This window comes from Blautia acetica, from assembly GCF_038739805.1.
In the GTDB taxonomy this organism is placed as follows: domain Bacteria; phylum Bacillota; class Clostridia; order Lachnospirales; family Lachnospiraceae; genus Blautia.
This window is the reverse complement of sequence record NZ_JBBEWO010000003.1, coordinates 104,029-123,827: the sequence shown is the minus strand read 5'-3', so window position 1 is coordinate 123,827 and position 19,799 is coordinate 104,029. Positions and strand designations below refer to the sequence as shown.

Genomic DNA, 19,799 nt, shown 5'->3' with positions numbered 1-19,799 from the left:
AGTTTCCTCCTCCTTATTGGTCAAGACCTGTAAAGGTCGGATATGCACTTTCTCCATGCTGGGAAATATCAAGCCCAAGCTGTTCGTCCCGTACAGAAACGCGAAGTTCGGTAAAGATTCTTACAATTCCCGCACAGACAAGTGTGCCAATGACCGCAATGATAATTGTAATGAGAATGCCTGCAAGCTGCGCCAGAAAGAGTCTGGTATCACCGAAAAACAAGCCGTCCCATCGGGCTGTGCTGTTAATGGAACTCTGACCGAATAAACCGGTGGCAAGGCCGCCCCAGATACCGCCGATACCGTGACATCCAAAGGCATCCAAAGCATCGTCAATTTTCAGTTTTTTCTTTACCAGAGCTACACCAAGGTAACAGATGGGGCTGACCAGACCGCCAATGAGAAAGGCAGACCAGATGGGAACAAAGCCGGCGCCTGGAGTAATGGCAACCAATCCGATAACCAGACCTGTAGAAGCGCCTACCAGTGTGGGTTTTCCTTCCCGAATCACTTCTATAAGTATCCAGGTCAGCATGGCGCAGGCAGATGACAGCGCCGAGGTCATAAATGCATGTGCGGCAAGGCCGTTGGCTCCCAGCGCGCTTCCGGCATTGAAACCAAACCAGCCGAACCAGAGAATAGAAGCGCCCAGAAGAACAAAGGGCACGTTGTGTACCCTGTAAGTGGTATGTTCGTATCCGCGGCGTCTGCCAAGGAGAATGGAGAGTACAAGGGCGCTGACTCCGGAACTGATATGTACCACATTGCCTCCTGCAAAGTCTACAGAGCCAAGCTTTGCCAAAATTCCTCCGCTGCCCCAGACCATATGAGCCAGAGGATAGTATACCAGCACGGACCAGAAAGCCATGAAGAAAAACATTGCTTTAAATTTCATGCGCCCTACCAGAGAACCTGTGATTAAGGCAGGGGTAATCATGGCAAACATCATTTGAAAAGCAGCAAAGACTAAATGGGGAATGGTGTCTGCATATGGTCCGGCGTCCATTCCCACATGGCGGAAAGCCAGCCAGCGGAAATCTCCGATAATACCCAGATGGTTTCCGCCAAAGGAAAGCGAATATCCAAAGAGCACCCACATCACAACAGAAAGTCCCATAATAGAAGTACAAGCCATCATGGTACTGCACACATTTTTCCTTCGGACCAGTCCGCCGTAGAAAAAGGCAAGACCCGGTGTCATAAAGAAGACCAATGCGGCTGAGAGAATCATAAAACCTGTGTCACCTGTGTTCATAATACATTCCTCCTCAAATAAAAATGGGGCGCTCTGGATTTCTCCAAAGCGCCCTTGCTTTATGACATTATAGTATACACAGAAAAACACGTCTGTCAACTGCTTTTTTAAAGAGATAAAGCGAGATAAGAAAGGAAATCTGCGTGAAAACAGCAGAAAAGAATGGATTTTACCAAGATTTAACATAGCAAAAGGGTGATTTCGTGTACACTAGAAAAAAGAGAAAAACAGAAAAAAATTTTTTTATAGTCAAAAAAATGTAGAATTTCTACAGGGAGGAAAGAACGTGTACCAAAAAGAATCCATGAGTTTTTTAATAGAAGCAAACTATGCGTCCCTGCGGGCATCAGAGAAGAAGGCTGCAGATTATATATTGGAAAATCCGGAGGCGGCAGCAGGAATGGGCTTGTCCTGCCTGGCTCAAAAGGCAGGGGTTAGTCAGCCTACAGTAGTGCGCTTTGCAAAGGCATTGGGGTTTAAAGGGTATAAGGAATTTCAGCACTGTCTGCTGGCACAAAGCCCGGCAGGCAGAGGGAGTACGATTCCTCATGCCATGTACGGATATGAGGTGGCAAGGGAAGAGGAAAGGAGAAATATCCCGGCCGGAATTACAGCTGCCGTAATCGCCATGTTGGAGGAAAATCTGAAATCTTTGTCCGCAGACGCTTATGAAAAAGCAGTGGATAGTCTGCTTCAGGCAGAAAAAATCGAGGTGTACGGTGTGGAAAACTCTCATACAGTATGCAGTGATTTGTGTACCAAGCTGACATATCTGGGATTGAACTGCAGGTGTTTCACAGATACTTATCTGCAGCGTATCAGTGCAGAAAATTTAAAACCTACAGACGCAGCGGTGGGGATTTCTTACAGCGGCAGTTCCAGAGATACCGTAGATACGTTAAAAGCAGCAAAAAAGCAGGGGGCAGTTACCATTGCCCTGACCAATTTCCGGGACTCTCCTTTAAGCAAATATGCAGACTATGTGCTTTGCTCCAGTCAGAAGCAGTTTTTTTACGGAGACGCCATTTTTTCCAGGACGACACAGCTGGCTGTGGTGGATATGCTGTATATGGGAATTCTGGTCAGTGATTATACAAGATTCGCAGGACTTCTGGATAAAAACAGTAAGAAGATAAGTGATCGGGCCTACAGATAAATAAGACGGAAAAATTTTGTAGAATTTCTACAGAGTTTTTCCGTTTTTTCTGTCCTGATTTTATCTTTTCTTTACAAAACTTTGACTTTTTCTTGATAGTTTTTGTCAGAACAACATGTTTATAATGGCGGTGAGTTTTAAAACAGAGCGCAGACAGTAGCGGAAAGGAAAAAAGTAGTATGTTAGAATTAGTGAACATTAAGAAATCTTACGATGGTGTGACAATTTTAAATGATATGAATCTGAGTATTGAAAAAGGAGAAATTGTTTCTATTTTGGGACCTTCCGGCTGCGGAAAAACCACTCTTTTAAATATGATTCTGGGAATTACGGAACCGGACAGTGGAACAATGCTCTTTCAGGGAGAAGACATTACCAGAGTACCTATGGAAAAAAGAGGATTTAACATTGTCTTTCAGGATTATGCCCTTTTTCCAAATCTGAATGTGTACAGGAACATTACTTATGGGCTGCGGAATAAGCCGGATATTTCCACCAGACAGGAAGTGGAGGAACTTATTGACCTGCTGGGGTTAAGAGAACATCTGACAAAGAAAATCGAGCAGCTTTCCGGCGGTCAGAAGCAGAGAGTGGCACTGGCCAGAACCATGGTTATGAAACCGAAAATTCTGCTTTTAGACGAGCCTTTAAGTGCACTGGACGGTGTGATTAAAGAATCCATTAAAGAACGGATTAAGAAAATTGCAAGAGAGTATCAGCTGACTACCATTATTGTTACGCATGACCCGGAGGAAGCACTGACAATTTCCGATAAAGTGCTGATTTTAAACAAGGGAGGAATTGCCCAGTTCGGAACGCCGGATGAGATTGTACACAATCCAAAAGACGATTTTATCCGACAGTTTATTCTCAATCAGCTGGAAATCAAGAGAAACAACATTTACAGTCTGTTCGGATACCGGGAACTTTCCTCCGATAAGACCAGCGTAGCATGTTAGGTCAGGGGAAAGACAGAGATGAAGAAAACAAAAGACCGAGAGATTAAACTGATATTTGCAGCGGTAATACTGCTTTTCGGGGCCTTCCTGGTGCTTCCCGTTTTCCGGCTTCTGGGAAAATCTTTTCTGGGAGATTCCGGAGTTACCACTGCCTTTTACAGAGAAGTATTTGGCTCAAAGGGATTTCTGACAGCCCTGGGGAACAGTTTTCTGGTGGCCTCTCTGGCAGCTCTTTGTACCACGGCCATTGCTTTTTTGCTGGCCTATACCATTCACTATACCAATGTGCCAAAAAAGCTGAAAAAGTTTCTCCGTGCAGCAGCGGTACTTCCTATGCTGCTGCCCACCATTACTTATGGTTTTGCGATTTTGTATTCCTTTGGAAAAGAAGGGCTTTTGACAAAAATTTTTGGAAAACAGCTTTTCCAGATTTACGGCATGAATGGTCTTCTTCTGGGGTATGTGATTTACACTCTGCCTGTGTCCTTTATGCTGCTGTATAATGCCATGTCCTATATTGACAAGAAATATATGGTAGTTTCCAGAGTTATGGGGGATAATGCCCTGTCTACATTCTGGATAACCATTATCCGGCCTCTGTTGGGAACGCTGGCAGCCTCTTTTGTACAGTCTTTTTTCTTAAGCTTTACGGATTTTGGTATTCCTGCGGCTGTAGGAGGGGAATTTGAGGTGCTGGCCGGCGTACTTTATGACCGGATGTTGGGAAGTGTACCCAATTTTCATAACGGCGCAGTGGTTGCAGTGGTAATGCTCATTCCTTCTGTTGTCAGCATTGCCCTTCTTCATTACCTGGAGAAATATAATGTGCGCTACAACAAGATTTCCAATATTGAAATCCGGAAAAACAGGGGCAGAGATATCGTTTGCACAGGTCTGGGCAGTTTTATCTGTCTGGGGGTTTTGATGATTTTCCTCGTTATTTTTGTAGTGCCTTTTGTAAAGCAGTGGCCTTATGAATTGGGATTTACTCTGGAGAATGTAAAAAATGTGTTTGGAGATTCTGAACTTTTGAACGTGTATCTGAATTCTCTTTACACCGCTTTTTTTACCGCAGTGTTTGGAACGCTGACTGCATATGGAAGTGCTCTGGTGACAGCCAGAAGCAAGGTGTCCAGGGCGCTGAAAAATGTCATTGAGGGAATTGCGCTGGTGACGAATACCATTCCGGGAATGGTGCTTGGTCTTGCCTTTCTCTTTGCCTTTTCGGGAACCGGACTGCAGAGCACTTTTGCGATTCTGGTACTGTGCAATGTGATTCACTTTTTTTCAACTCCGTATCTTATGATGAAGGAATCCCTGGCAAAGATGAATGCCTCCTGGGAAACTACTGCCATGCTTATGGGAGACAACTGGCTGAAAACCATTGTGCGGATTGTGACGCCCAATGCTCTTTCCACCATTATTGAGGTGTTCAGCTATTATTTTATCAATGCAATGGTAACCATCAGTGCTGTGATTTTCCTGGCAGGGGCCAGAACCATGGTGATTACCACGAAAATCAAGCAGCTGCAGTATTATAACAAATACAATGAAATTTTTGTATTGTCCATATTGCTGCTGGCTACCAATCTGGTGTGCAAGCTTATATTCCAACATCTGGCCAGACGGGAGCGGAAGACGGATAAAGCAGGAGTCCGCATTGCCAGAAGAGCGGCAGCAGCAGGACTGGCCCTGGTGCTGGTATTTTCCGGAGTATCTTTGGTAAGCGGGGGCAGAAACAGCGACCTGGTTGTGATTTATTCCAATGCGGATGATGAGGCCATTACGGCTATGAAAAATACCCTGGACGAAAACGGATATCAGGGAAAATACATTCTGCAGTCTTTTGGTACTTCCGAACTGGGAGGAAAACTGCTGGCAGAAGGAGAAAATATGGAAGCAGATATGATTACCATGAGTACCTTTTACATTGACAGCGCCCAGGAACAGCACCCTATGTTTTCTGACCTGGATTTTGGGAAACAGACATTGTCGGACGTTTCTGCCTGGTGTCAGCCCATTACCGCCCAGGAGGGCGCTATTCTTATCAATACCCGGGTGCTGCAGGAGGCAGGTCTTCCCATGCCAAACTCTCTGAAAGATTTAGCAGACCCTGTGTACCGGGATATGATTTCTGTAACCGATTTATCCTCCTCTTCTACGGCCTGGCTTATGGTACAGGCTTTGGTAGATGCCTATGGAGAAGACGGCGCCGAAGAAGTGCTGACAAAAATTTACGAAAATGCAGGACCGCACATAGAAGATTCCGGTTCCGGCCCCCTTAAGAAAGTCCGGGCAGGAGAAGTGGCGGTGGGATTTGGCCTGCGTCATCAGGCTGTGGCAGACAAGGAAGAAGGGCTGCCGGTGGACTATGTAGACCCGCAAGAGGGAAACTTTTCTCTCACGGAATCGGTGGCTGTTTTGGACAGAGAAACACCGAGAAAGAAACTGGCTATGGAAATGGCACAGTGCATAATCGAAAAAGGCAGAACTAAACTGCAGAAAACCTATCCCCTTGCCGTATATGAGGGAGAAGTTCAGGACGCCGCAAATCAATCGGCCTACCCGAAAGTATTTCCGGAGCCATTGACTGTGGACCTGTTGGAACAACATCAGAAATTATCAGAAAGATGTAAATAAAAAAGGATATAGAAAGAGATAAAAGGAGAAAAAGAATCATGAAAAATTATAAATTATTAACACCGGGACCGCTGACCACCACAGAAACTGTGAGAAAAGAAATGATGTTTGACCATTGTACCTGGGATGATGATTATAAAGCCATTACCCTGAAAATCAGAAGACAGCTTCTGGAGCTGGCTCATGTGACAGATGAGGACTACACCGTGGTATTGATGCAGGGAAGCGGAACTTTTGGTGTGGAGTCTGTGCTTACCAGTGTTATGGGTGAGCAGGAGAAACTGCTGATTGTGGCAAATGGCGCCTATGGAGAGCGTATGGAAGATATCGCTGAGCATGCTCAGATTTCCTATGTGATGTACCGCGAGGTATATAATAAGATTCCAAGCGCTGCAAAAATAGCGGAAATTCTGGAAAAAGACCCGGATATTACCCATGTTTCCATGGTACACAGTGAAACGACCTCCGGGATTCTGAACGATATTGAAGCAGTGGGAAAGGTTGTGAAAGAAAAGGGACGTACGTTTATTGTAGATGCCATGAGCAGTTTTGGCGGTGTGGATATTCCGGTTCAAGACTGGGACATTGATTTTCTGGTGAGCAGCGCCAACAAGTGTATTCAGGGCGTACCGGGATTCTCCTTTATTATTGCCCGCAAGCAGAAGTTGATAGAAAGTGAGGGCAAAGCCAGAAGTCTTTCTCTGGATTTGTATGATCAGTGGAAAACTATGAATAAGGATGGAAAGTGGAGATTTACCTCCCCTACCCATGTGGTGCTGGCTTTCTCAAAAGCCTTAGATGAAATTCTGGAAGAGGGTGGAATCGCAGCCAGAAGCAAACGGTATTCTGACAACAACCGGCTGCTGATTCAGCGCATGAAAGAAATGGGCATGGAAACTTATATTGAAGACGAACATCAGGGACCGATTATTACTACTTTTTTGTATCCGAAGAATCACGCTTTTGCTTTTCAGGAGATGTACGAGTATATCAAAGAGAGAGGTTATGCTATTTATCCGGGAAAGGTCACAGAGGCAGATACTTTCCGTATTGGAAATATCGGGGAAATTTACGAAGAGGATATTGAAAAAGTATGCAGCATTATGAAAGACTTTCTGGAGGGCAGATAAAATGGGAAAAATAGAAGCGGTAATTTTTGACTGGGCAGGAACTACGGTAGACTTTGGATGTTTTGCACCGGTGCAGGCTTTTGTGGAAGTCTTTAAACACTTCGGTATTGAACCGACTATGGAGGAAGTGCGGAAACCCATGGGAATGCTGAAAAGAGATCACATTAAAACCATGCTTTCCATGGAACGAATTCACAGGCTTTGGTTGGAAAAATACGGGCATGAAGTGACAGAAGAAGACATTGACAGCCTTTATGGACTTTTTGAGGAAAAACTTCTGGGGATTCTGGACCAATTTGCAGAACCCAAGCCATATGTGCTGGAAACGGTGAAAAAACTTCGGGAAATGGGACTGAAAATCGGTTCGACCACCGGATACACGGATAAGATGATGGAAATTGTCACAAGAGAAGCGAAAAATGCGGGATATGAACCGGATGCCTGGTTCAGCCCGGACTCTGTGGGGCATGCGGGACGTCCATATCCCTTTATGATATTTAAAAATATGGAAGTGTTAAAGTGCAGTTCTGCGGCAGGTGTCGTGAAGGTGGGAGATACGGTATCCGATATCAAAGAGGGAAAACATGCCGGCGTGCTTTCTGTAGGTGTTCTGGAAGGCAGTTCAGAGATGGGTCTGACAGAAGAAGAATACGAAAAACTTTCCAAAGAAGAGAAGATTATGCAGTGTGCGAAAGTGGAAAGAATCTATCGGGAGGCCGGGGCAGATTATGTGATTCGCAATCTGGCAGAACTGCCGGAATTGATTACGCGTCTGTCATAAGAGTCGTTGAAAGAATATTTGACAGAAAAGTTCTTTTTCCTGTTTTTCTTTTTGTGCATTTTGTGGTAAAATAAAGAAAATTTACAGTGAGAAGCCAAGGAGGAAGAACTATGGCATTTTATTATGAAGAACCGTCAAGAACCTTTAGCGAGTATCTTCTGGTACCGGGATACTCTTCATCAGCCTGCATTCCGTCAAAGGTAAGCCTGAAAACACCTCTGGTAAAGTTTAAAAAAGGGGAAGAACCGGCATTGTCCGTTAACATTCCTATGGTATCTGCCATTATGCAGTCTGTTTCGGATGATAATCTGGCTATTGCATTGGCCCAGGAGGGCGGTATGTCCTTTATCTATGGTTCCCAGCCCATAGAAAAGCAGGCAGAGATGATTCGGAAAGTGAAACGCTACCGGGCCGGTTTTGTGGTGAGTGACTCCAATGTATCTCCGGAAATGACGCTGCAGAACGTGTTGGATATTACAGAGAAAACCGGACATTCTACTGTAGCGGTTACAGAAAACGGTCAGGCAAACGGAAAGCTGCTGGGGATTGTAACGAATAAGGACTACCGTATCAGCAGAATGTCGCCGGATACAAAAGTGTCAGAATTTATGACAAAGCTGGAAAGTCTGGTATATGCAGGAGAGGAGACCACCTTAAAAGCGGCCAATGACATAATCTGGGAGCATAAAATTAACTGTCTGCCTCTGGTAAATAAAAATCAGGAACTGGTGTATCTGGTATTCCGAAAAGATTATGATACCCACAAGAAAAACGAGAATGAATTGATTGACAGTTCCAAGCGGTACATGGTGGGTGCGGGAATTAACACCAGGGATTACCGGGAACGGGTTCCGGCGCTTTTGGAAGCCGGGGCAGATGCGCTGTGTATTGACAGTTCCGAAGGCTTTTCGGAGTGGCAGAAGCTGACCATAGACTATATCCGGGAAAACTACGGAGATACAGTAAAAGTAGGTGCCGGAAATGTCGTAGACGGAGAAGGTTTCCGTTTTCTGGCAGAGGCCGGAGCAGATTTTGTAAAGGTAGGTATCGGCGGCGGCGCTATCTGTATTACCCGTGAGCAGAAGGGAATCGGAAGAGGACAGGCTACCGCCCTCATTGATGTAGCCAAAGCCAGGGATGCATATTATAAGGAGACGGGAATCTATGTGCCGATTTGCTCGGACGGCGGTATTGTCCATGATTACCACATTACCCTTGCACTGGCTATGGGGGCGGATTTCATTATGCTGGGAAGATATTTTGCCAGATTTGATGAAAGTCCTACGAAAAAGGTGAACATTAACGGAAGCTATATGAAAGAGTACTGGGGTGAGGGAAGTGCAAGAGCCAGAAACTGGCAGCGGTATGATATGGGAGGAGATAAGAAGCTGTCCTTTGAGGAAGGGGTGGATTCGCTGGTGCCCTATGCGGGAAGTTTGAAGGACAATGTGGGGCTGACGCTCAGCAAAGTGCGCTCTACCATGTGCAACTGCGGGGCGCTGACCATACCGGAATTGCAGGAAAAGGCAAAAATCACACTGGTTTCCGCTACCAGTATTGTAGAAGGCGGGGCGCATGATGTACTTTTGCGGGATAAGAGATAGGGATTGAAGATGAGAAAACCACCTTGCTGGGTGAATGCAGGGTGGTTTTGTTGAACTGTCTAAATAGGCAGAGCAGTGCGGCAGGGTAAGGAATTTGCCTTATCCTAAAGCGGTATACAGCATAAGCCCTGCCAGCGCAATTCCTGCAATTCCATATATCATGTTTATCACCATGCAAATCTGCATATATACGGTTCTTACTTTTCCTTTTGTATACCCTACAAGAGAAAATACAGCCCCGCCTATCATAAGAACAAGGTAAACGGAAATACATGTTCTTTTCATAGGTCTTATCTCCTTTCATATCTGCCGAAGGTTATACAGGAAACGGCGAGAAAAACAAGTGTCATACCGATGGATACAGGAATCCAGGGGATGGGGTCCATAACAAAGCTGCGGAAACTGTTTTCCATAGTACCACGGAGTATCATCAGGGTATAGATGGGATAAGATACCGGATAAGCAAACCAGACTTTGGTGTTGATGAGCAGCATGGAAGGCACAATGGAGGCCAGTCCTGCACCAATAGAAAACACCGGGGTATGGATACATACCGCAAGCATCCAGTAAAGGGCAGCCATGGGAATGGCAGAAAGGTACAAAAGACAGCTTTCTTTCAGTACCAGAGATACCGGCAGAACCATGGAATAATTCTGCATATGGGAAACAATCATGGCTGTGGGAAAATAGGCAGCCCCCATGAGCAGAAGCTGAAAAGCAGCCAGAAGCAGCAGGATGGTAAACTTAGCCAGACAGAAAAGCTGCGGGTTTACCGGAAGAGACAGCATTTTTTGAAGTCCTTTGTTGGTGCGCTCAGACTGGGTAAGCAGTACGGTGCAGACGACAAGGGAAGCCGGGAACATAAACCAGGTAAAGCCCAGGTAGCTTTGGATGAAGAAGTTGTTTTCCGGGGAAATTCCGGTTGCTTCAAAGTTTATATCTGCGTTTAAGAAGCTGGGTATCCATAAAAGGATAACAGGCGCCAGGAGAATCCAGAAAATATGAGAACGGCGCAGTTTGGTTAGTTCTGTTTTAACAAGCTGAATATAAGTCATGATAATTTCCTCCGAAGTTTTTGCAATAAAATTTCTACGAACATCAGTACCAAAATTTCTGCCAGACAGATACACAGGGAAAGAAGCAGCGTTTCTTTGTCCTGTATATCAAAGAAACGCCAAAAGGGCAGGACAAAGGGAAAATACCCGAGGATGGCGGTATCTGTGGGAATCATGGTGGATACAAAGATACAGATAACACCCACACCCAGTGTGACCCACATATTCTCAAAAGAAAGAGCAATCAGCATCATCAGGAGAGCAGCAGGCACCAGCAGGAAAAAAGCATAGCCTGTATGCTGCGCCAGATGAAGAGGTAGCATTTCTTCGCTGGGAAACCAGTGTACGGCGCAAAATCCCAGACAGCAGCTTTCCAGTAGGACAGCAGCGGCCAGCCCCAAAAGGAGCAGCAGGGTTTTGTGAAAAAACAGCAGATCCTGGCTTACTGGCAGGGTGTTCATTTTTTTAATGCCGCTGCCGGAAAATTCTGTGTGGTAAAGAATACAGGCGCCAAGCACCGTCAACAGCAGATTCACCATGGAAAGCATCTGTCCGTTGGCATTTAGGAGAATTTCCGTGGCAGGCAGCTCCTGCTGCACAAAGAGTTCTGGCCGGAGAGCCGTATTTGCCAGGGGAAAGGCGCAGGCAAACAGACTGCCCAGAAAAATGGTGGGGAGAAAGCCTGTGCGCTTCAGTTTTTTCATTTCCAGAGTCAGTATCATTTTCGTCCACCTCTTTTCAGATTGTCTTCTCCAATCATGGACAGGAAGACCTCTTCCAGATTTTCTGAAGGATAGCCAAGCTCGTGGGCATGGGTTTTCAGTTCCGTCAGTGTTCCCTCAAAGAGCAGTCTGCCGTGGTTTAAAATACCGATGTCATCAGCCATTAGCTCTATTTCCGAAAGCAGATGAGAAGATACCAACACAGTGCAGTTGTATTTTTCCGGGAGGGAACGAATCAGGGTGCGGATTTCGTGAATCCCCGCCGGATCCAGACCATTGGTTGGCTCATCCAGAATCAGCACAGGAGGATGTCCCATCAGCGCTCCCGCAAGTCCCAGACGCTGTTTCATGCCCAGAGAATATTTGGATACCGGGCGTCTGCGGTGTTCGTAAAGTCCGGTTAATTCCAGAACCTCTTTGACACTGCTTTTGGGCAGCTTTAAAATCTGCTGTATAATCTGCAGATTTTCTTCGCCTGTAAGATTTCCATAGTAGGCGGGGGATTCAATAAAGGAACCGGTTTCCCGCAAGATTTCCCTCCGGTCTTTGGGATACGTCTTTCCGTTTACGGAAAAACTGCCGCTGGTAGGGGCGGTCAGTCCCAGAAACATTTTCATGGTCGTGGATTTTCCGGCGCCGTTTGGCCCCAGAAAGCCATAGATTCTTCCTTTCTGAATGTGCAGGTTTATCTTGTTTACAGCTGTAAAATCTTTGTATCGTTTGGTGAGATTGTGTGTTTCGATTATGGTATTCATATTGTGAAAACTCCTTTCCTGTTTCTGGTCTTTACTATAAACCCGCCGTCTTACGGGAACCTTCCCGCAACCTTACAATTACCTTACATTTTTAAATATGGTCTGTTGCAAAAGCAAAGCCGTGCTATAATTTTAGAAAGAAATAAGAAAAGGAGAAAGCCATGAAACAGGATTATCTAAAGAAGAAAAAAATATTGCTGGTGGATGATGAACAGGAAATTTTGTATATGGTACAGGGGATTTTGGCTCATGAAGGATATTTGAATACAAGAACGGCCGGGACGGTAAGGGAAGCTATGGCGGCATGGAAGGAATGGAAACCGGAACTGGTGCTTTTAGATGTTATGCTGCCGGACGGAGATGGATTTGAATTTTTGGAAGCAGCCAGGGCGTTTTCAGACATTCCGGTGCTGTTTCTGAGTGCCAGAGGAGAAGATGAGGACAGGTTTCGGGGACTGGGGCTGGGGGCAGATGATTATCTGGTCAAACCCTTTCTTCCAAAAGAATTGCTTCTTCGCATGACCGGTATTTTGCGGAGATGTTATAAGGAAGAAGAAAAAGAGGATTTACTTCGTCTTGCTGCCTGTGCTCTTGATTTTCAGCGGGCGGAAGTGGTGAAAGGCGAGCATCGGATTGCTCTTACTGCAAAGGAATACGCGCTTTTGCAGGTGCTGGCCCGCAATGCGGGAAGAATCGTAACCATTGATATGCTTTGTGAAGCCGTATGGGGAGACAATCCTTTTGGCTATGAAAATTCCCTGATGGCCCACATTCGCCGGATTCGGGAGAAAATAGAGGAAAACCCCTCAAAACCCGTTTCTTTGATTACGATAAAAGGGCTGGGATATAAGCTGAAAGTAAAGGAGTAGGAGATGAACAGTGTACTGAAACTTATCCGGAGATTTTTCGGAATCCTGGTTCTTTCCCTGGTATTTGGAATTGTGCTGAATGTGGGGCTTTGGATTGCTTACATTTCGAAAAACCAGAACAGCATTTTGAATGGAGAAAAAGGACCGTGGAGCAGGGCGGAAATGATATCTGCAGAATTGCAGCAGGAAGGGGAGAACTATGTTCTTTCTGAAAACGGCCTTCAGCTTCTAAAGGAAGCGGGAGCCTGGGTACAGCTTATAGAAAATGGCAGCGGAAAGGTTGTCTGGAGCAGTGCAAACCTTCCGCAAGAGATTCCCGATGCATACACTTACGCGGAAATGGCTTCGGCGGTACGGGGATATGTAAAAGATTATCCTACAGTCAGTGTAGGGAAGGGAGCCGATGTACTGCTGATAGGGTATCCAAAGAATGCATATTGGAAACATATGTCCCCTATGTTTGATTACCAGATAATCGCCAGATTTCCCACATTTCTTTTACTGTTTTGTGCAGGAAATCTGTTGTTTGTTATTTTGGTATATGCAGTTTCCGTCTCTGGTGTTTTAAAGGCAGTTAAGCCTATTATAGAGGGAATCCGTCAGCTGCCGGAAAATCATCAGGTCTATGTAAAGGAAACCGGGCTGCTTTCCCAGATAGCCGTGTCCATTAACCAGGCGGCAGGGCAGCTTCGTTCCCAGGAATATGTGCTAAAGAAGAAGGAAACCGCCAGGGCAAACTGGATTGCAGGAGTTTCCCATGATATCCGCACCCCGCTGTCTATGGTTATGGGGTATGCGGGACAGTTGGAGGAAGATGAGGAACTTTCAAAAGAAAACAAAAGAAAAGCCCATGTCATACGGCTTCAGAGCCTGCGCATGAAAAATCTGATAAATGATTTAAACCTGGCATCCAAACTGGAATATCAGGTACAGCCTCTCCATTCCGGCAAAATCAACGCAGTGGCATTTTTAAGAAAAATGGCAGTGGATTTTCTGAATCTGGATGGAGAGGATAAATATCCTGTGGAGTGGGCCACAAAAGAGCAAGTGTCGGCAGTTTTTATCCGGGGAGATGAGGAACTTCTAAAGCGGGCAGTTTCCAACCTGATATGCAATGCCCAGGTGCACAATCCAAAGGGCTGTATCATTACTCTGGAAGTGAAGCAAATCCAGGAAATGTGCTGTCTTGCAGTCTCGGATGACGGAGTGGGTGTCACAGAGGAAGCTTTGTCCGCGATTCAGAAGAAGCCTCATTATATGGTGTGTGACAGTCAGGTGAAAGAGCAGAGCCACGGCCTGGGGCTTTTGATTGTCCGGCAGATTGCCCAGGCACACGGAGGAAGGGTAGAACTTTCCCATGCACCCCAGGGAGGATTTCGGGCAGAAATTTTCCTGCCCCTTCTTCCCGAAAAAGAATCATGAATTCTAACATTTTTGCAAGATTGCTCCAAAGGGTAGGAAGAAGAGAGAAAAACGTGTAAGATAGGAGACAGAATATAGAACAGGAGATTTTCCGTATGAAGATTTTGATTGTAGAAGATGATTTCACACTGGCCGGAGAAATCTGCAGACTTTGTGAGAAATGGGGATTTGAGGCCGTGTACCTGGAAGAATTTCAGGAAGTGGATAAGCAGTGCGAAAAAAGCGGCTGTGACCTGGTGCTCATGGATATTAACCTTCCGTATTATGACGGATTTTACTGGTGCAGCAAAATTCGCAGCTTTTCCAGAGTTCCCATTTTGTTTTTGTCCAGCCGGGATCAGAATGCAGACAAGGTCATGGCTATGGTTTCCGGGGGAGATGATTATGTGGAAAAGCCTTTTGATACGGAACTTCTGCTGGTGAAAATCCGTGCGCTTCTTCGGAGAGCGTATGAATATACGCAGGCAGACCGGGAATATCTGGGAGAACATCTGGTGTATGACAGGAACCAGGGAGTTTTGCTTTACAAGGGCAGGACTATTGAGATGACGAAATCGGAAAACCGGATTCTGGGGATTCTGGCAGAAAACAAAGGGCGTGTGGTGGAACGGGAAGAACTGATGCAGCATTTGTGGAGTACAGATGAGTATGTAACAGACGCTTCTTTGACTGTTTTGGTATCCAGGCTCAGGGCGAAGATTGCTGAGTGCGCAGACGGAGTTTCCTGTATCCATACCAGAAAGGGAAAGGGGTATTATCTGGAATGAAAGCATATTTTTGCCACAGAGCAGAGGTCTTTCTGATGATTGGAGGACTCTGGGGATTTGTAAACGGCTATCTTATTTTCTTGTGTGTTCCTGCGCTGCAGGGAGAGGATATCCTGTATCTGAATCTGTTGCTTTGCTTTTTCGGAGTGTGCTGGCTTATCCGGGATTATCAGAAATGGAGGAAGCTGAAAAATTATTTTCAGAATCAGGAGGCCTTTTTGGCAGAGGAGGAAAAGAAAATTCTGGGAGAGGAACTGTATGGGTATGTCTGCAAAATACAGGAGGAGCAGCAAAAAGAGGCGGCGGAATACACCAGGCGTCTGGGCGAGCTTTCGGATTATATTGCACGCTGGTCCCATGAGGCCAAGCTGCCTTTGACCTCCTTAAAACTCATGAATCAGAGAAATCAGGATACAGGCCTGAAAAGAGATATGCAGGACTGTATTATGCGGCTGGAAGGGCTGATTCACACCGTACTTACAGGAAGCAAGCTGCAGCAGCCCCAGCACGATGTGCGCATGGAAAAGCTTACACTGGAAAGCGTGGTAAAGGAGGCTGTGAAAAATCAGTCGTATTTCCTGATTCAGTATCAGTTTGAACTGGAATTGGATTTGCAGGGGATTTCGGTATACAGCGACAGACGGTGGCTGGTGTATTTATTGAACCAGCTCGTTGGAAACGCAGTGAAATACAGGAAAGACGAGCCCAAACTTTCCTTTCGTGCAAAAAGGGAAGAAAAAGGTGTGATTTTTACGGTGGAAGATAAGGGAATCGGTATTTCTTCGGAAGATTTGCCCTATATTTTTGAAAAAGGGTATGTGGGAAAAATACTCAGAAAGGGCGACTATCATTCTACCGGAATGGGGCTTGCTTTTGCGAAAAGCATTGCACAGCTGCTTTGCATTTCCATAGAGGTTTCGTCCAGGGAAGGGGAGGGAACCTGTTTTTCGCTGTATTTTCAGGATACCTCCGACCATTTGCTACTGCCTTAAGCAGCAAAAAGCGGATTTCTAACAAAAATGAAAGTCTGGAAGGGAAAGTGTTGCCGGAATGAAAGGATTTTTAGAATCCTGTCTGCTAAGATAAAAGCAGACAGGGAGGTAATAGAACATGAATAAAATATTGGAAATCAGAAATCTGTATAAGAATTATGGACGAAAGGGATATGAAACACCTGTACTGCAGGATATCAGTATGGATATTTTTGAAGGTGATTTCATTGCCATTATGGGTCCCAGCGGCGCAGGGAAAACCACGCTTTTAAATCTTTTGTCCACACTGGATAAGCCCACAAAGGGAGAAATTCTTCTGGAAGGAAAGGACATTACAAAATTGTCCAACAAGCAGCTTTCTCTTATCCGAAGAGATAAAATCGGGTTTATCTTTCAGGAGTATAATCTGCTGGATAATATGACTTTGCAGGATAATATTGCGCTGCCTTTATCTTTAAACGGGGCGAAAAGCGGAGAGATTATCCGGAAGGTACAGCAGAGAGCGTGCGCCTTTGGATTGGAAAGCCATCTGCGGAAATATCCCTATCAGCTTTCCGGAGGACAGAAGCAGAGGGCGGCCAGCGCCAGAGCTTTGATTACGGAACCCCGGATTTTGTTTGCGGATGAGCCCACCGGAGCCTTGGATTCCAAATCCAGCCGGGATTTGCTGTGCTGTCTGAAGGCGGCTAATGAAGAGGAGAAGGCTACGATTTTAATGGTTACCCATGACGGCTACACAGCCAGCTATGCAAGACAGGTGTATTTTCTCAAAGACGGAAAAATTCACAGCCGCTTAAACCACGGGGAAAGCAGAAAGGCGTTTTACGAGGAAATCATGTCCATGCTGGCTGCCATGGGAGGTGAGCAGGAATGAGTCTTTTCAAGCTTTCTTTTTCGAACTTTAAGCGAAGTGTAAGAAATTATGGTATGCTCATTGTTTCCCTGGCCTTTTCTGTGTTTATCTTTTTTAATTTTCAAAATGTGCTGTATTCGGATTCCATGGACGTACTCATGGATTATAAAAAGGATTACATTGATATGATTGTAAAGGCCGCGTCTGTTGTATTTGCCGTATTTTTATTCTTCTTTATCTGGTATGCGTCCAATGTGTTTTTAAATCAGAGGAAAAAAGAAATCGGTATTTACATCTTTATGGGGTTGGATAATCAGCGTATCGGAAAAATGTATGTGCTGGAAGCTGTATTTATCGGGTTGGTTTCCCTGGTTTCGGGAATTGTAACCGGAGTGTTGTTTTCCAAGCTGTTTCAGATGCTGCTTTTGAAGCTGTCGGATATCAGTGTGGATGTAAAATTTTCTTTCAGTCTTTCGCCGGTACTGGTGACAGCAGCTATGTTTGGCGGTGTATACGGACTGATGACGTTAAAGAGTTATCACACCCTGGCAACCAGCAGTGTGCTGAATCTGCTTTCCGGTGCGAAGCAGAAAGAAATCCGTCCGGAAAAGGGGATTCTGACCTTTCTGCGCATTCTGGCAGGTCTGGGTATTCTGGGAGCAGGCTATTATCTGGCCTGGGATACCAATGGTATGCAGGCTCTGAATAATGCTCTGGCAGCGGTAATTCTGGTGATTGCAGGCGTGTATTTGCTGTTTTCCGGTCTTATCCCTGCACTTTTGAGAAAGCTGACAGGCAATAAAAAGTATCTGTATAAAAAAGAGAGAAATCTCTGGGTGAACAGTCTGGCTTTCCGCATGAAAAAGAATTACAGAACGTATGCCATGGTGACTGTACTGATGATCTGTTCTGTGACTGTGCTGGCCTTTTCCATTGCCATGAAGCAGCGGTATGAGAAAATACATGCCTTTGACCGGGTTTATACCTGTCAGGTGGTAAGCACACAGCCAAAAGACGGGGAAGAAATTGCCAGGGGTATCCAACAGGAAAATGAACTGGAATGCTGGAATACTTATGAACTGGTAATTCTGGATTCCAAAACCATGCATTCAAAATACAATCAAACGATGTACGGTGTGGTATCTTATTCCCAGGTAAAGTCCGCGGCCAAAGCGGCAGGGCTTTCCTTTCCCTACAAAGAACTGAAGGACACCCAGGTGATTAACCTGGACCACGAAATTCTTATGAGCCTTGCGGGCAGTTCGGTTGGAGATGAAAAACAGCAGATAGGAGAGAAAATGTATGAGGTTCTTACCGTGGACAAGACCCCTTATCTGGGAGCTCTGCAAAGCTCAGCAGATATCTATGTGGTCAGTGATAAGACGTTTGAAGAATTGGAGGGACTTGGGGTGAAAAGCTATCTGTATAATTACAGGTTGAAAAACCCCGAAAACATAGAAGCGTCAAAGGCTTATCTTCAATCCCTGGTTACGCAGGATGAAAACGGCCAGTATACAACCGGTGTCAACTATTCCCAGGCACAGTCTAAGCAGGACGGTTGGATTCGGATTATGTATTCTCTGTGCCAGTTTATGTTTGTGACGCTGGTACTGGCAGCAGGAAGTATTATTTTCTTAAAGACGGGCAATGAAGTTTACGAGGACAAAGAGCGGTACAGGGTATTGGAAAAAATGGGAATTCAGACAAAGGTATTGAAAAAGTCTGTACGGAATGAAATCTGTTTTACCTACTACTGTCCCTTCGTGCTCATGGTTGTCACCTCCTGGTTTTCCATACATGCGCTGGGAAATGTCATGAAGGAAGAGTTGCTGCTGGTAAATCTGTGGAGTGCAGGCATTGTTTTGGTGCTGTTTAGCGGAATCTGCCTGTTGTCTGTGCGGACAGCCAGAAAGAGGCTGTTTTTGTAGCAGTTTTAATTTTCCGCCCCTGCAGATTTCGACGTCCGCAAATCACGGGGCGTACAGCCATAAATCTCACGAAAGAGCTTATGAAACAGCTTATAATTGGTAAATCCGTTCCGGTCAATGATTTCCATAATGGGGTCATTGGTGGTAAGCAGTTCAAAATGAATGTGAGAAAGCCGGACCAGATTTACATGCCGGGAAAAGTTGAGCCCCACATTCTTTTTGAAAAAACGGCAGAAATATTCCCGGTTGAGACCAAAATGAGCAGAAATTTCCTCCAGAGAAATGCTGTGGCTGTAGTGTTCTTCCACATAGAGCAGAATCTCCTTTAGTCGTTCCTGATTTCCGGCGGCAGGTACTTCCTCTGCAGGAATGGAAACAGAGAAATGGTTTACCAGTTTAAACAGAATCTGCATGACAATGGCTTCACAGGCCAGGTTCATGGCAGGGGGCTGGGTGATGTAAAGGGGAACCAGCTGCTTGAAAAGGTCACAGATTTCCAGAAACCAGGGAAGGTCTTTGTGGGTAAGGGTTTCTCTGCTGCACACCAGATGGGGAAGGATACCCTGCTCCATATAGGATTCCAGAAATGCCCTGGAAATGTGCACACAGATTTCCGTATAAGCAAGAGCGCAGCGGGATTCATGTATCTGGTTGGAATCCGTAACAATAAATTCCCCTGCCACCAGGGTGTATTTTTTGCCGCTTATGGTGATTTCCGCAGTGCCGTTCAGGATATAGAGCAGTTCAACGGCAGGATGCCAGTGGGCTGGGAAATAAGAACCACGGTTGGTCTGATAGCGGATGGAGATATTTTTTCCCTCCAGGTCATCCAGATGTCTGTAAAACGCAGTCTTCATAAAAAACCTCCTAAATGTCAATATTGACCTAAAAACAGTCAATATATTATCTAA

At 45.4% G+C, this 19,799-nt stretch carries 18 protein-coding genes; 12 read left to right on the top strand and 6 right to left on the bottom strand.

What is annotated here, in order from left to right; genetic code table 11:
* Positions 1 to 13: 13 nt before the first annotated feature.
* Positions 14 to 1,255, bottom strand: a complete 1,242-nt coding sequence (locus WBS51_RS03140; protein WP_294459200.1) for an ammonium transporter — start codon at positions 1,253 to 1,255, stop codon at positions 14 to 16.
* 286 nt (positions 1,256 to 1,541) lie between these two features.
* Here WBS51_RS03140 and WBS51_RS03135 point away from each other — a divergent pair, with 286 nt between their 5' ends.
* The 6 genes from WBS51_RS03135 (at position 1,542) to WBS51_RS03110 (ending at position 9,525) form a co-directional block, all read left to right on the top strand.
* Positions 1,542 to 2,411 (top strand): MurR/RpiR family transcriptional regulator, encoded by an 870-nt coding sequence (locus tag WBS51_RS03135; protein WP_173747107.1) that lies wholly within the window; start codon positions 1,542 to 1,544, stop codon positions 2,409 to 2,411.
* Between the two features lie 179 nt (positions 2,412 to 2,590).
* Positions 2,591 to 3,370, top strand: coding sequence for an ABC transporter ATP-binding protein (locus tag WBS51_RS03130; RefSeq protein ID WP_173747108.1), 780 nt, complete (start codon positions 2,591 to 2,593; stop codon positions 3,368 to 3,370).
* Between the two features lie 18 nt (positions 3,371 to 3,388).
* Positions 3,389 to 6,010, top strand: coding sequence for an ABC transporter permease subunit (locus WBS51_RS03125; protein WP_294459197.1), 2,622 nt, complete (start codon positions 3,389 to 3,391; stop codon positions 6,008 to 6,010).
* Between the two features lie 38 nt (positions 6,011 to 6,048).
* On the top strand, positions 6,049 to 7,140 hold the full coding sequence (locus WBS51_RS03120) for a 2-aminoethylphosphonate--pyruvate transaminase (RefSeq protein ID WP_294459195.1): 1,092 nt from the start codon (positions 6,049 to 6,051) through the stop codon (positions 7,138 to 7,140).
* Between the two features lies 1 nt (position 7,141).
* Entirely contained in the window at positions 7,142 to 7,921 is a 780-nt protein-coding gene (gene phnX, locus WBS51_RS03115; protein ID WP_291683222.1) for a phosphonoacetaldehyde hydrolase, read from the top strand.
* 110 nt (positions 7,922 to 8,031) lie between these two features.
* A complete protein-coding gene (locus WBS51_RS03110) occupies positions 8,032 to 9,525 on the top strand; it encodes an IMP dehydrogenase (protein WP_294459192.1) in 1,494 nt (497 codons plus the stop codon).
* 99 nt (positions 9,526 to 9,624) lie between these two features.
* Here WBS51_RS03110 and WBS51_RS03105 read toward each other — a convergent pair whose 3' ends face one another.
* From WBS51_RS03105 to WBS51_RS03090, 4 genes are read right to left on the bottom strand one after another with little or no spacing between them, the layout of a single operon-like run.
* Positions 9,625 to 9,810 carry a hypothetical protein gene (locus WBS51_RS03105; protein WP_173747113.1) on the bottom strand — a complete coding sequence of 62 codons (186 nt, stop codon included), beginning with the start codon at positions 9,808 to 9,810 and terminating at the stop codon, positions 9,625 to 9,627.
* 5 nt (positions 9,811 to 9,815) lie between these two features.
* On the bottom strand, positions 9,816 to 10,580 hold the full coding sequence (locus WBS51_RS03100; protein WP_173747114.1) for an ABC transporter permease: 765 nt from the start codon (positions 10,578 to 10,580) through the stop codon (positions 9,816 to 9,818).
* Positions 10,577 to 11,302 (bottom strand): ABC transporter permease, encoded by a 726-nt coding sequence (locus WBS51_RS03095; RefSeq protein ID WP_173747115.1) that lies wholly within the window; start codon positions 11,300 to 11,302, stop codon positions 10,577 to 10,579. The genes WBS51_RS03100 and WBS51_RS03095 overlap by 4 nt, the downstream gene beginning before the upstream one ends.
* Entirely contained in the window at positions 11,299 to 12,057 is a 759-nt protein-coding gene (locus WBS51_RS03090; protein ID WP_173747116.1) for an ABC transporter ATP-binding protein, read from the bottom strand. Before WBS51_RS03090 ends, WBS51_RS03095 begins: the two co-directional genes overlap by 4 nt.
* A 161-nt stretch (positions 12,058 to 12,218) precedes the next feature.
* Between WBS51_RS03090 and WBS51_RS03085 the strand changes: the two genes are divergently transcribed.
* The 6 genes from WBS51_RS03085 (at position 12,219) to WBS51_RS03060 (ending at position 18,888) form a co-directional block, all read left to right on the top strand.
* Positions 12,219 to 12,926 (top strand): response regulator transcription factor, encoded by a 708-nt coding sequence (locus WBS51_RS03085; protein ID WP_173747117.1) that lies wholly within the window; start codon positions 12,219 to 12,221, stop codon positions 12,924 to 12,926.
* A gap of 3 nt (positions 12,927 to 12,929) precedes the next feature.
* Positions 12,930 to 14,348 carry a sensor histidine kinase gene (locus tag WBS51_RS03080; protein ID WP_294459188.1) on the top strand — a complete coding sequence of 473 codons (1,419 nt, stop codon included), beginning with the start codon at positions 12,930 to 12,932 and terminating at the stop codon, positions 14,346 to 14,348.
* A gap of 95 nt (positions 14,349 to 14,443) precedes the next feature.
* Entirely contained in the window at positions 14,444 to 15,115 is a 672-nt protein-coding gene (locus WBS51_RS03075; RefSeq protein ID WP_173747119.1) for a response regulator transcription factor, read from the top strand.
* Positions 15,112 to 16,107: a sensor histidine kinase gene (locus WBS51_RS03070; RefSeq protein WP_173747120.1), complete on the top strand. Its 996-nt coding sequence runs from the start codon at positions 15,112 to 15,114 to the stop codon at positions 16,105 to 16,107. Before WBS51_RS03075 ends, WBS51_RS03070 begins: the two co-directional genes overlap by 4 nt.
* A gap of 118 nt (positions 16,108 to 16,225) precedes the next feature.
* Positions 16,226 to 16,981 (top strand): ABC transporter ATP-binding protein, encoded by a 756-nt coding sequence (locus tag WBS51_RS03065; RefSeq protein ID WP_173747121.1) that lies wholly within the window; start codon positions 16,226 to 16,228, stop codon positions 16,979 to 16,981.
* A complete protein-coding gene (locus WBS51_RS03060) occupies positions 16,978 to 18,888 on the top strand; it encodes an FtsX-like permease family protein (protein WP_173747122.1) in 1,911 nt (636 codons plus the stop codon). Before WBS51_RS03065 ends, WBS51_RS03060 begins: the two co-directional genes overlap by 4 nt.
* A gap of 5 nt (positions 18,889 to 18,893) precedes the next feature.
* Here the strand turns inward: WBS51_RS03060 and WBS51_RS03055 are convergent, their stop codons facing one another.
* Positions 18,894 to 19,745 (bottom strand): AraC family transcriptional regulator, encoded by an 852-nt coding sequence (locus WBS51_RS03055; protein ID WP_173747123.1) that lies wholly within the window; start codon positions 19,743 to 19,745, stop codon positions 18,894 to 18,896.
* Between the last annotated feature and the right edge of the window lie 54 nt (positions 19,746 to 19,799).

What these genes read in the sequence shown, in the direction of transcription:
- WBS51_RS03140 (WP_294459200.1), bottom strand. Translation starts at nt 1,255, where the DNA reads ATGAACACAGGTGACACAGGTTTTATGATTCTCTCAGCCGCATTGGTC.
- WBS51_RS03130 (WP_173747108.1), top strand. Translation starts at nt 2,591, where the DNA reads ATGTTAGAATTAGTGAACATTAAGAAATCTTACGATGGTGTGACAATT.
- WBS51_RS03125 (WP_294459197.1), top strand. Translation starts at nt 3,389, where the DNA reads ATGAAGAAAACAAAAGACCGAGAGATTAAACTGATATTTGCAGCGGTA.
- WBS51_RS03120 (WP_294459195.1), top strand. Translation starts at nt 6,049, where the DNA reads ATGAAAAATTATAAATTATTAACACCGGGACCGCTGACCACCACAGAA.
- phnX (WP_291683222.1), top strand. Translation starts at nt 7,142, where the DNA reads ATGGGAAAAATAGAAGCGGTAATTTTTGACTGGGCAGGAACTACGGTA.
- WBS51_RS03110 (WP_294459192.1), top strand. Translation starts at nt 8,032, where the DNA reads ATGGCATTTTATTATGAAGAACCGTCAAGAACCTTTAGCGAGTATCTT.
- WBS51_RS03105 (WP_173747113.1), bottom strand. Translation starts at nt 9,810, where the DNA reads ATGAAAAGAACATGTATTTCCGTTTACCTTGTTCTTATGATAGGCGGG.
- WBS51_RS03100 (WP_173747114.1), bottom strand. Translation starts at nt 10,580, where the DNA reads ATGACTTATATTCAGCTTGTTAAAACAGAACTAACCAAACTGCGCCGT.
- WBS51_RS03095 (WP_173747115.1), bottom strand. Translation starts at nt 11,302, where the DNA reads ATGATACTGACTCTGGAAATGAAAAAACTGAAGCGCACAGGCTTTCTC.
- WBS51_RS03090 (WP_173747116.1), bottom strand. Translation starts at nt 12,057, where the DNA reads ATGAATACCATAATCGAAACACACAATCTCACCAAACGATACAAAGAT.
- WBS51_RS03085 (WP_173747117.1), top strand. Translation starts at nt 12,219, where the DNA reads ATGAAACAGGATTATCTAAAGAAGAAAAAAATATTGCTGGTGGATGAT.
- WBS51_RS03080 (WP_294459188.1), top strand. Translation starts at nt 12,930, where the DNA reads ATGAACAGTGTACTGAAACTTATCCGGAGATTTTTCGGAATCCTGGTT.
- WBS51_RS03075 (WP_173747119.1), top strand. Translation starts at nt 14,444, where the DNA reads ATGAAGATTTTGATTGTAGAAGATGATTTCACACTGGCCGGAGAAATC.
- WBS51_RS03070 (WP_173747120.1), top strand. Translation starts at nt 15,112, where the DNA reads ATGAAAGCATATTTTTGCCACAGAGCAGAGGTCTTTCTGATGATTGGA.
- WBS51_RS03065 (WP_173747121.1), top strand. Translation starts at nt 16,226, where the DNA reads ATGAATAAAATATTGGAAATCAGAAATCTGTATAAGAATTATGGACGA.
- WBS51_RS03060 (WP_173747122.1), top strand. Translation starts at nt 16,978, where the DNA reads ATGAGTCTTTTCAAGCTTTCTTTTTCGAACTTTAAGCGAAGTGTAAGA.
- WBS51_RS03055 (WP_173747123.1), bottom strand. Translation starts at nt 19,745, where the DNA reads ATGAAGACTGCGTTTTACAGACATCTGGATGACCTGGAGGGAAAAAAT.